General features: G+C 47.0%; 8 protein-coding genes. 6 read left to right on the forward strand and 2 right to left on the reverse strand.

Going from position 1 to position 12,352, the window contains the following annotated elements; genetic code table 11:
• Positions 1–56: 56 nt before the first annotated feature.
• From GV64_RS07270 to glgB, 6 genes are all read left to right on the forward strand, one after another.
• Positions 57–1,130 (forward strand): hypothetical protein, encoded by a 1,074-nt coding sequence (locus GV64_RS07270; RefSeq protein ID WP_020580767.1) that lies wholly within the window; start codon positions 57–59, stop codon positions 1,128–1,130.
• A gap of 225 nt (positions 1,131–1,355) precedes the next feature.
• Positions 1,356–3,509, forward strand: a complete 2,154-nt coding sequence (glgX, locus tag GV64_RS07275) for a glycogen debranching protein GlgX (RefSeq protein WP_081622014.1) — start codon at positions 1,356–1,358, stop codon at positions 3,507–3,509.
• A 351-nt stretch (positions 3,510–3,860) separates the two neighbouring features.
• Positions 3,861–5,504 carry a phosphoglucomutase (alpha-D-glucose-1,6-bisphosphate-dependent) gene (gene pgm / locus GV64_RS07280; protein WP_020580765.1) on the forward strand — a complete coding sequence of 548 codons (1,644 nt, stop codon included), beginning with the start codon at positions 3,861–3,863 and terminating at the stop codon, positions 5,502–5,504.
• Positions 5,505–5,831: 327 nt separating this feature from the next.
• Positions 5,832–7,055: a glucose-1-phosphate adenylyltransferase gene (gene glgC / locus GV64_RS07285; protein WP_020580764.1), complete on the forward strand. Its 1,224-nt coding sequence runs from the start codon at positions 5,832–5,834 to the stop codon at positions 7,053–7,055.
• Entirely contained in the window at positions 7,045–8,520 is a 1,476-nt protein-coding gene (locus GV64_RS07290; protein ID WP_020580763.1) for a glycogen synthase, read from the forward strand. The genes glgC and GV64_RS07290 overlap by 11 nt, the downstream gene beginning before the upstream one ends.
• A gap of 193 nt (positions 8,521–8,713) precedes the next feature.
• The gene (gene glgB / locus GV64_RS07295) at positions 8,714–10,942 is read left to right on the forward strand and encodes a 1,4-alpha-glucan branching protein GlgB (RefSeq protein WP_236632924.1); all 2,229 of its coding nucleotides are present in this window, start codon (positions 8,714–8,716) and stop codon (positions 10,940–10,942) included.
• A 100-nt stretch (positions 10,943–11,042) separates the two neighbouring features.
• Here glgB and GV64_RS07300 read toward each other — a convergent pair whose 3' ends face one another.
• Both GV64_RS07300 and GV64_RS26085 read right to left on the reverse strand, forming a co-directional pair.
• Positions 11,043–11,723: a DUF2726 domain-containing protein gene (locus GV64_RS07300; RefSeq protein ID WP_020580761.1), complete on the reverse strand. Its 681-nt coding sequence runs from the start codon at positions 11,721–11,723 to the stop codon at positions 11,043–11,045.
• A gap of 359 nt (positions 11,724–12,082) precedes the next feature.
• Positions 12,083–12,298: a cold shock domain-containing protein gene (locus GV64_RS26085; protein WP_020580760.1), complete on the reverse strand. Its 216-nt coding sequence runs from the start codon at positions 12,296–12,298 to the stop codon at positions 12,083–12,085.
• Between the last annotated feature and the right edge of the window lie 54 nt (positions 12,299–12,352).

A 12,352-nucleotide genomic window follows, 5' to 3' on the forward strand; every position in this document is an offset into this window, starting at 1 on the left:
GTGCCACTCCATGGGAGTATTTAATATTAATTCTAATCTCTAAGGAATAATCGATAATGCTGGCACCAACTACCCCCTTGTCTCTGGGTATGTCCACGGACTATGGCCTATTATCTTCATATCCACTAGATGCCCGCTTAACTGGTCAATTTGGTTTTCACCGTGTCCAAACCTGTAATACAAATACCTCACCTGATAATAATGATAAGGCCTCTGCTGAAACTCCCTTTTTTAATAGAGGTATCAATACTCGTTCTGCCGGAAATGCTCTTGGAGCTGCTGTTTTTCTTCAACAGTTGTCATCTGTCTGTGCAGCGGCCATTAATCGAACTTCAGAGGTTGCCGATGCAGCAGCGGATGGTTTGATAAATGTAACTAAGGGTGCTGGACATATTTTGACCAATTTAACATCAACCTCTTCTGAGGTTGTCGTGAATGTATCAACTACAGTTGCAGATGCATTGACAACAGTTGCCATACCTTCAACTACAAGCTTGGTAACAACTGCATCCGCTGCTTTGACACATGCAACAACAGTTGCTGCTACCACTGCAAGTACTCTGGCAACTACGTTGGCAGATACAACTTCAAGCTTGACGACAACAACATCAGCCATATTGACGCATGCATCAACAATGGCTTCTCACGCCATTAACCAGGCAGCAACAAAAGCGGCGCAAGCTATAGACGGTAAGGTATCACCTGAAGACGATGGTGGTGAATCTATTATGTCTGATCCTAAATTTGTAGTTCCTCTTGTCATCGGTATAGGTTTGGCCACAACCCTTGTAGGTATGACGATTCAGGACTGTTGGAAAAAACATTGTACGCAGGAAGTGGATTCTCAGCCATCTTCAGCTCAGAGACGAAATATATATTCAGGAGCTAAGAGTGAATCTATGGTGTCATTACCTGATCCTGACCAGGAGCAGATCATGGTATCAAGTCATCGGGAAGGGAGTGCATCAAGGGGGGAGCATACACTTTCTTCACCAGGAGTGGCTGCAAATGTGGAAGTTCACTATAAGAATGAAGCCTATGAAGACTTGGGTGCTTGCTCGAATGATGAGGTGTTGTTTACTTCTTGTGAAAAATCCCCTTTGGTAGAAATTGAACTGGATGAACTTTAGTCTTTAGCTTTTTATCCTGATTGAGCAGTTTTGAGAGTGAAGACTAAATGCTGTATTCATTCATGGAAAGCAGGAGCCTGCTTTGGCTAAAAATAAACCAATTTCAGTTGAATTATGCTTCAATGCATTGATGAACTTCCTGAGCAATTATCCTGTTGATAGTAGTTATTGTGTGCGAATCAAATTAAGATTCAGCTAATTCAATGTGTTGATGCCTTTAGATTCATGAACCAGCCACAAATAACTATAGAATCGTTTGGTCCGGGGAGTTGTCGCTTCCTCGGCGCTAATTTTCTGGATCAGCAGTTTCACCTTGTGAGCTCTGCTTCTGCTACAGGTGTGAACTTTGCTGTTTATGCACCGGAAGCGTCGGCAATGATGCTTTGCCTGTTTGACAGTTCGGGTATTGAGCAGCGTCTCCCTATGTATGGCCCCGAAAAAGGTATCTGGCATGTCTTTGTTGGTGGTGTACGGGAAGGGCAGGCTTATGGCTTTCGGGCTGATGGCCGCTGGGCTCCAAATGAGGGGTTGAGGTTTAATATCAGCCAGCTGTTAGTGGACCCTTATGCTCGGCAGGTCAGAGGGGCAATTAACTGGCAACCTGCTGTTTATGATTACTCTGGTAAGGAGCGAAATAGCTGGTTGTTTAATGAACAGGATAATGGTCACCTGATTCCGAAGTCTGTGGTTCGAGATGACTATTTTGATTGGCAATCTGTTACCAGACCAGAAATCTCTCATGAGCAAAGCATTATTTATGAAGCTCATGTGAGAGGATTTACCCGACAGCATCCAGACATCCCTGAAGAGGTCAGGGGAACCTATCTGGGTATGTGCCACCCTGTTGTTATTGATTATCTCAAGGCCTTGGGAATCAATACTGTTGAGCTATTACCGGTTACCAGTTTTCTCAGTGAACCAAGACTTCGTAAGCTGGGGTTGAAAAATTACTGGGGTTATAACCCGCTCTGCTTTATGGCTCCGGAGCCGTCTTATGCCATTAATGACCCGGTAAACGAATTAAAGACAATGATTCGTGAACTGCATCGTGCCGGTATTCGAGTGGTGATGGATGTGGTGTACAACCATACCTGTGAAGCAGGTTCCGATGGTCCGAGCCTCAGTCTGAGAGGGTTGGCTGAAAAGGATTACTATCTGCTGGATCATCATGGCGGTCACCTGGTCACAACCAACTACAGTGGCTGTGGTAATACACTGAATTTTGACAGTGCTCAGACCATCAAGTTAGTGATGGACAGTCTTCGTTATTGGGCCGAACAATATCATATTGATGGTTTTCGCTTTGATCTGGCCCCCACAATGGCCAGACGACATCGGAAGTTTGATGCTCACAGTGCATTTTTTCATGCAGTGTTTCAGGATCCGATACTTTCTTCCCGGCAGATGATAGCGGAGCCATGGGATCTGGGGCCTGATGGTTATCGTTTAAAAGGCTTCCCCAGGGACTGGCATGAATGGAATGACCGTTATCGGGATGGCATTCGGTCATTCTGGCGCGGTGATAAAGACCAGGTTGTGGATCTGGCGTGGCGCCTGACGGGCTCGAGAGATTTGTTTGGTAAGGGAAGACCTGCTGGCAGTGTCAACTATATCTGCAGCCATGATGGTTTCACTCTAAATGACCTGGTGTCGTTTGAGCATCGTCATAATCTGGCTAATGGTGAGAGCAACAGGGATGGTGATCAACACAACCTTTCCTGGAATTACGGGGTAGAAGGGGCATCTGATGACTCAAACATTCGTAAGCTCAGACTTCGTGCTCGAAAAAACCTGCTGACAACCGTGATGTTTTCCAGAAGTATCCCCATGCTGATGGCGGGGGATGAGTTTGGTAATAGTCAGCATGGCAATAACAATGCCTACTGTCAGGATAATCCAATTGGCTGGGTTGACTGGTCATGGCTGGTGGATGCTCCAGACCAGAGCGATGGGGCCGAATTGCAAGACTTTACAGCTCAGCTGATCCGTTTACGTAAATCTGAGCAGCTACTGACCGTTCGTTACATGGCTGCGGCTGTTAATGGTCATGGCGCTCAATGGCACAGCGCAGAGCTTGAGTGGTATAACGCCCATGGTATCCCACTGACAGCGGCTATGCTGCCAGATGAGCGTGGGCACTCGCTGGTTATGCGATACCGATGTCCAGTAAATAGTCAATCCAGTCTTGTGCTATTGATAAACAATGAGATTGATACCCGGCGCTTTAATTTACCAGATACAGGCCACCCGGTTCGGTGGCAGAGAATCCTGTCCACTGAGTTGGAAAATAAAGAGGCTTTTCGGGAGGAAATGATTTTGAATCAGGGATGGTATGAAGTGTCAGGGCACAGCATTGCTGTGGTTAAAGAACTGATCTGAATAACAGATCATCATCTCACAGTTTTTTGGGGGATTAAATCAGTAATAAACGGCAATGCATCCGTATAAAATAGTCGGTATCGTGAGCATTATCACATGCTTATAGACTGATGCTCTGCTTTTGTTTGTGTTGGATGGCGGTTTCTTCTGTTAATTTCTGCAATATGGGCGAATTATTCTCTGCCATCTTAAAGAAATAGTATAGAAAATAACCATGAGCGGTAAATGTAAACTGACTTTTATCTTTCAAAAATGGTGAATGCTTTGCATTTTCATGGTTATAGAGTGTTAGTTATTTTTGCTGTCAGCCGACCTGAGCATTTTCTGCCATTTTATTATTGAGGAACCGCCATGCATCCGCTCGCAGGCCAACCCGCAACTGATGACCTTCTGGTTAATATCCCCCGGCTGGTCAGTGATTATTATACGATACAGCCCGATCAGGTAGAAAGCAGTCAGCGTGTCGCTTTTGGTACATCGGGCCATCGTGGAACCTCTTCCAATGGCTCGTTTAATGAAGCCCATATTTTGGCCGTCAGCCAGGCTATCTGTGAATATCGTCGTGCTCAGGGTATCGAAGGTCCTGTTTTTGTTGGCATGGATACCCATGCTCTTTCTGAGCCGGCGTTAATCAGTGCCGTTGAGGTATTTGCTGCTAATGACCTGGATGTGATGATTGATCAGGGGCGCGGCTATACACCCACTCCTGTTATTTCCCATGCCATCGTTTCCTATAACCGCAGCCACAGTAAACTGGCTGACGGGGTTGTCATTACACCTTCCCATAACCCACCTGAAGATGGTGGTTTCAAATATAACCCGCCCCATGGTGGTCCTGCTGGTGGTGATATTACGGGTTGGATTGAGCAGCGTGCCAATGAGCTGATTGCGGATAACCTCCACGGTGTTAACAGGGTTCCTTTCGAACAGGCGCTCAGATCCGGTAAGGTGCATAAATACGACTTCATCACACCTTATGTCAGTGATTTGGAAAACGTTCTGGATATGGAGGCCATTGCCAGCGCAAAACTCAGAATCGGTGTTGATTCGCTGGGGGGCTCAGGTCTGCATTACTGGGAGCCTATTGCTGAGCGTTACGGCCTTGATTTGACGCTGGTCAGTAAGAAAATTGATCCGACATTCTCCTTTATGCACCTCGATAAGGATGGCCGGATTCGTATGGATTGCTCATCTGCTTCTGCGATGGCCGGGCTGATCAATCTCAAAGATGATTTCGATATTGCTTTTGGCAACGACCCTGACTTTGATCGTCACGGAATTGTGACTCGAGGTCATGGATTACTGAATCCAAATCATTATCTGGCAGTTGCTATCCAGTATCTCTATACCCACCGTCCTCAATGGCTTGAAAGTGCAGCCATCGGCAAGACGCTGGTTTCCAGTGCCATGATTGACCGCGTTGCAAAGGGGCTGGGCCGTACCGTGACTGAGGTGCCGGTTGGCTTCAAGTGGTTTGTCGATGGCTTATCTGAAGGCTCAATGGCGTTTGGTGGCGAAGAAAGTGCGGGGGCCTGTTTCCTGAGGCGGGATGGTAACACCTGGTGTACGGATAAAGATGGTTTCATCATGGCGTTGCTGGCAGCAGAGGTCACGGCTGTGACCGGTCGCGACCCTGGGGAGCATTACCAGGAGCTTACCCGCAAGTATGGTGCTCCGGTTTATCAACGCCTGGACGCTGTTGCTAATGATGCCCAGAAAAAAGTGCTGTCTGCGCTAAGTCCTGAGCAGGTGAAGGCTGAACAGCTTGCAGGGGATCCAATTACTGCTCGCCTGACCCATGCTCCTGGAAATGGTGCGGCAATTGGTGGCCTGAAAGTGGTCACTGAGCGTGGCTGGTTTGCAGCAAGACCTTCCGGAACCGAAGCGGTTTATAAAATTTACGCTGAAAGCTTTGAAGGAAAGGATCACCTTTCCCATCTGCAAAGTGAAGCTCAGGAGATTGTCGCCGAAGTCTTTAAGGCTAATGGCGTGTAAATTTTCTTCGCTACCGTTGTATGGGCGGTGATGCCCAGATATGAAAATTACTTATATCCAGAGGATTTCAAGTTGCTAAGCGGCGGCAAGTGAGTGAATCTCGTGAGCCTACAGTTAGTAGGTGATCGAGTGAGCGAGCGCAGCCAACAAAGTAGCAGTTTGAAAGGCGACGGGTATATTCTGAAGCTGGCAAAAGGGGTGTTGGTTTCAGGCAAGTGGGGGATTTTTCCGGACGCAATTATATGTTTTGACACGTCCGGACCGGGTCAGGGATTGACCATCAAACAAACGTTCAGAACTAATTACAGATAATAGGAAAAAACGACCATGGCATCAGTCCTTTCCATGATCCTGGCCGGGGGAGAAGGGTCCAGGCTTGCTCCACTCACTGGAATGCGAGCAAAACCTGCGGTTCCTTTTGGCGGACAATATCGAATTATCGACTTTGTTCTGAGTAATTTTGTGAATTCAGATCTTCACAAGATTTACCTGATTACTCAGTTCAAATCCCATTCGCTGAGTAAGCATTTGCAGCGCTGCTGGCGTATAGCAGGTCTGGCGGACAAGTTTATTGATACATTGCCCGCCCAGATGAATACAGGCAGCGATTGGTATCAGGGAACAGCCGATGCGGTGTATCAGAACCTGAATCACATTGAGTCCCACAATCCTGACCTGGTCTGTGTTTTTGGCGGCGACCATATTTACACCATGGATGTTCGGGATATGGTTCAGTACCACCAGCAGCATAGTGCTGACCTGACGGTGGCAGCGATTCCAGTGCCTGTCGATCAGGCTCATCACTTCGGTATTATTGAAGTGGATGAAGATGGACGCATGATCGGTTTTGCGGAAAAGCCAAAGAGTAATGTGAAAACGATTCCTGGTAATCCGGATTTTGTTCTGGCCTCCATGGGGAATTACGTTTTCACCAAAGACTGCCTTGTGAAAGAGCTGCTGGATGATCATGCCAATGAAGTCTCTGACCACGACTTTGGTAAAAACATCATTCCATCGTTGTATCCGCGGGCAAAAGTCATGGTTTATGACTTTTCTAAAAATGCCGTTCCAGGTGGAAAAAACAATGGCTACTGGCGGGATGTAGGAACAATCGACTCATTCTGGGAAGCGAACATGGACCTGCTCTCCGGAGAGCCTCCTATTGATTTGCATAACCAGGACTGGCCAATTCGTACCTATATTCCACCCTACCCACCGGCATTGATTGCCTTCAACCGAAATGAACGGGAAGGGCAGATCAATAACTCCATGGTGGGTGTTGGTTGTGTATTTAATGACATCTATATGCATCGAAGTGTTGTTGGTTATAACGTGAAAATTGGTGATAACGCCCGCATTACTGAGTCTGTCATTCTTCCGAATACTAATATTGGTGATGGCGTGGTTCTCAACAGGGTTATTGTTGACAAGCGCGTAGAGATTGCCCCCGGTACTCGTATTGGTGTTGACCGGGAAGAGGACATGAAACGATTCAAGGTCACTGAGTCTGGTCTGGTGGTGATTCCCAGGGGAGCAAAAGTTGGCTTCTGATTTGAAAATCCTTTTTGCGGTTTCAGAGCTGGCAGGTATTGTCAAAACCGGAGGGCTGGCCGATGTGGCCGGTGCTCTGGGGCCCTGGATGAAAAAACTCGGGCATGATGTCCGGGTGATTATGCCTGCCTATCGTCAGGCTCTGGAGACGTTGACAACGGATGTTGTTTGCTCCGGTGAAGTTCATATTAATCCTCACTGCAGCACTTCATACAGGATGGGCTTTGCTATACGGCAGGGTGAGTTTGAAGGTGTACCGGTTTACCTGATTGAGCATAACCATTACTTTGACCGGAGCGGCCTCTACACCCATGAGGGTGAAGGTTTTGGTGATAACACTGAACGATTTGCCTTTTTTTGCAGGGCAGCGTTACAGGCCTGTCAGATTTTGAACTTCCAGCCTGACATTATCCATGGCCATGACTGGCAATCAGCACTTCTGCCGTATTACCTGAAAACCCATGAAGCCGGTAACGCTTTCTACTCCGGTACGCGCACGGTTTTGACGATTCATAATGGTGCTTATCAGCAGCATACTGACAGTGCCTTGCTTGATGTCCTGGGTATTGATCGTCACTGGTATAACCCTGATTTCTTTGAAGATCATGGGCATATTAATCTGCTGAAGGGCGGCATTGCCTTTGCGGATAAAATCACGACTGTCAGTCCCAGGTATGCTGAAGAGCTTCAGACTGACTTGGGTTCTCATGGCCTTGCGCACATCATTGGGCGTAGAAAACAGGACTTTTCCGGTATCCTCAATGGTTGTGACTATCAGGAATGGAATCCTGAAACGGATGACTTATTACCAGCGAACTATTCTCTGAAAGACCTTTCTGGGAAGCAGGCTTGTAAGCAGGCTTTGCAGGAGAGACTTCAGTTACCGGTAGCGGCAGATAAGCCTTTGTATGGTCTGGTCAGTCGTCTTGCAGAGCAGAAAGGCTTTTCTTATCTGATTCCTGCCCTGTGGCAGTTTTTGCAGGATGATGTTCAGGTAGTGCTGCAGGGGTCCGGCGACAAGGGGACTGCTGCCGAACTGCAGCATCTGGCTAATACCTTTCCCAATAAATGCCGCTTTGTTGAAGCCTATGACAATAGCCTGGCTCATCTGATTGAAGCAGGTTCTGACTTCTTCTTGATGCCTTCGCTGTTTGAGCCCTGCGGTCTTAACCAGATGTACAGCATGAAATACGGCACATTGCCAATTGTCAGAGCGGTTGGTGGTCTTGTTGATTCTGTTATTGGTTATGAGCCTTCTAATACTTCTCATAATCATCATGCGACAGGCTTTATGTTTGGCCCGGCAGATCAGGGTGCTCTCTACCAGTGTCTCCAGCAGGCAAAGGTGGTGTATCACGATCGTGGTACTATGAGTAGCATGATTGCCAGTGCTATGTTGGCATCATTTACCTGGGAGCAGTCGGCTCTGGATTACCTTGGGGTTTATCGATCCGCTCTCATCTGATTAAGCGGGGGACCGGTTGCCTGCCGGTCTTCTCGTCATCAGGCTACCGCAGCGTTGCAGATGAAGGTTTTGTGTTGAAAAAGGCACAATGTATCTTGCGGGTATCGCTGCGGTGGCATTTTTTCGAAAAAAACGAGAGAAATTGAATCTTACTCTGGCGGCAGGCAGCCATAGCACTGAAAAAAACAACGTTATGAATATCGCAGTTTCATCCACATCATCCCCATCGCCGCAGGTGTCAGTAGTGCCTGTATTGTCGGACCTGGCAAAAGGTCATTGTGCCACCCCTTTTGATGAGCTGGGGTTGCATTCCCATCCATCGGGTAAAGGGTTGGTCATTCGTACATGGCGCCCTGACGCAGCGAAGGTTGAGGTTTTTGACCACCGCTCAGGAAAGTTGCTCGGGGCCATGATTCGTAATGAGGCGGGTGTGTTTGAACTGCATTTGCCCCGAAGAAAAAATCCATTTCTGTATCAGTTAAATGTCCACTGGGAAAATGGGCATAGTTTTCTTCTGTATGATCCTTACTTCTTTGGCGAGTACATCCTGGCTCAGTCTGATATCGAGTCAGAGAGCCTGTATCGTCATCTTGGTGCTCAAGTTATTTCCCACAAGGTAAACAGCAAACTGAATATCCAGGGCGTTCTCTTCAAGGTTTATGCTCCCTATGCCAGATCTGTGAATATTGTGGGTAGCTTTAACGGTTGGGATGACAGGTTGCATCCAATGGCCAGTGCAGATGATGGGATCTGGCGTCTGTTTATCCCTAGCTTGCAGCCTGGAGACCAGTATAAATATGCTATTTGTGATTTCCATGGTAATCAGTTGCCGTTGAAAACTGATCCTTTTGCACGGCATATTGAGCAATGGCCGGGATTGGCTTCTGTTGTTCAGGGCATCGAAAGCTATTCCTGGAAAGATCAGGTATGGATGAGTAAAAGAAAAGAAAAGGACGATAAAGAGCAGCCCTTCTCTATCTATGAGGTGCATGCGGGCTCATGGAAAAGGAAAGAGAATCATGATTTTCTTAGTTTCCGTGAGCTGGCTGATGAGCTAATTCCCTACGTTGCTGACATGGGCTTTACTCATATTGAGCTGTTGCCTGTGTCAGAGCATCCGTTGTTTGATTCCTGGGGCTATCAGCCGGTCGGTCTTTTTGCTCCCAGCAGCCGTTATGGTTCACCAGACGATTTCCGATATTTTGTGGATCAATGCCATCAGAAAGGAATCGGTGTGATTCTGGACTGGGTGCCCGCCCACTTCCCCATTGATGAGCATGGACTTGCCAGGTTTGATGGCTCATCGCTTTATGAGCACCCCGATCCTCGTCGTGGCTGGCATCCTGACTGGCAGACGTGTATTTACGATTTTGGTAAGCCCTGGGTTCAGGACTTTCTGATCAGTAATGCTCTGTATTGGCTTGATGAGTTTCATATAGATGGGCTCAGGGTCGATGCGGTTGCATCCATGTTGTATCTGGACTACTCGCGTGACCATGGGGAGTGGGAGGCCAATATTCACGGTGGTAATGAGAACCTTGAAGCAGTCACCTTTTTGAAAAGGTTTAATGAGAAGGTTCACAGTAAGTTTCCTGATGTACTGACCATTGCAGAAGAATCCACAAGCTGGCCTGGTGTCTCCAAAGCCGTCAGTGAGGGGGGGCTTGGCTTTGACTTCAAATGGAACATGGGGTGGATGAATGACACGCTTGAGTATATGAAGTTAGATCCTGTTTATCGTCAGCATCATCATAGTCAGATGACCTTCAGTACTGTCTATGCATGGAGTGAAGACTTTGTTTTGCCTCTGTCCCACGATGAAGTGGTTCATGGTAAGGGAACTATCCTGACACGTATGCCCGGCGATGATTGGCAGAAGTTTGCCAATTTGCGGGCTTATCTGGCATTTATGTATGCGCACCCAGGCAAGAAGTTGCTCTTTATGGGGGCTGAGCTAGGTACTCATAAAGAGTGGAACCAGAATGCAGCGCTTGACTGGAGTTTGCTTGAAAATTCAGATGGCTTTCATGCGGGTGTTCAGAGATTGGTAAAAGCACTTAATCACCTTCATAGCGGTGAACCTGCACTGTATGAAAAGGACTTGGATGCGCCCGGTTTTGCCTGGACAACAGGTGATGACAGTAGTCAGAGTGTTTTGGCTTTTCGTCGCTATGACAGTGATGGGCGTTCAGTTCAGGTTATATGCAATCTGACACCGGTTGTTCGTCATGACTATCGTATTGGTGTTCCAGAGCATGGGCTGTATGCAGAGTTGTTGAATACTGATGATGAGTGCTTTGGTGGGAGTGGTGTTAAAACGGGTGAGCAACTACAGTCTGAAGAGATTCCAGTGCATCATCAGACTTACAGTCTTTCTCTGACCTTGCCACCATTAGCAACGGTGGTACTGGCACTGTCTTGATGGCTTTAGGAGCTTATAGGTCTGTGGCAGCCCTACAAGCTCCTGGTTTATGGATCGTTGAGCAGCAGTTCTATCGTATATGAAGGTACTGCTATCTTTATCAAGAGTGTACCATCCTGGCGCCTTTGCAGTTTGGATAGGTGCTGCATACCCAGCACTCAAGACCTGCCTGCGAACCTTTTTTCATTGTTCTCAGTTTCATTGAGCTATTGCATTTCGGACAGTCGGGGTTGACTATGGTTTCCAGTTTTACAACAGCCTCTCTAGGGGCTGGTAGTTCGTAGTCTGGAGTACCTTCCTCCTCAATGCCACAGGTGGAAAGAACGGTGCGACGCAGCTCGGTAACATCACGCCAGGGCTTCATATCGTATTCCAATAAAGGTAACTCTGCAGCCTTGCAAAGCTGGCGTAATAGCTTGAACTCTTTTGCGCTTGATTTTGTGTTATAGGGAATCAGGTTGATAACACAGCAGACTTCCATTTTTCGGCGATGATAAAGGACAAAATCAAACCGGCGGTTTTTTCTGATATTAAGTGCTGTTGCGGTTTTGCTCCATTTTCCGGATTTCAATACATCGCCAATGGGTAGGGACGGTAGAACCATCAGGTGGCTACGAACAGCAATATCCAGCTGGCCTAGAAAAGCGCGCTTGTCTTGCTCAAGCAAGTTCATGTTTGTATTGGCTTTAAAGGGGCTGAAAGTGAGCCAGAGATACCAGGCAATCGCTGTAACAATAAGAAGAGAGCCCGAGAGAACGAGAGGGAAACTGTCCAGCAGCACTGCACTACCTTGTATTGGATTTATGAGTCAACGAATTATTACAAACGTGTCTCTGTCAACAACGGACTCTCTATAAACCAAACTTAGAGAGGGCGAAGACATGTATGACTAATCATTGGCGATGCAGAAGTGCACTTTTGGCTTTTAACCAGTAAGAGTAACCAGTATGAGCAATAGGAAAGAGCAGTCCTGATCAGCTGCCTGAACAGCCAGACATTCTTTTTTATAAAAGAGTGACTGGAAATAATAGCAACAAATATTCTTTTGTCATAATAGGTGTTTCTCCACAACAGATGAAATTGTGGAGAATTACACGCTATTTTCGACTTAAAAGAGCATTCGGACAGCTTAAATCATATTTAAACAGAGTAAGACTCTTCCTGTGTCGCTGCACCTTGAGTGCTTTCACCGGCAGTCCCATTGCCATTATCTGGTAAGACTTTTGTGGCGATCAGGCCTTTAGGGCCATGGCCAATCTCAAAGCTGACTACCTGACCCGCTTTCAGTGTTTTAAAGCCGTCCATCTCAATGACAGAGTAATGAATGAGAACATCCTGATTCTCTGTCGCTTCCATACAGCTTAAATCCTTCAAATATTACATTGAAGGAACTGCTGGGAAACTGCAACC

It is taken from the genome of Endozoicomonas elysicola (assembly GCF_000710775.1).
Taxonomy (GTDB): Bacteria; Pseudomonadota; Gammaproteobacteria; order Pseudomonadales; family Endozoicomonadaceae; genus Endozoicomonas; species Endozoicomonas elysicola.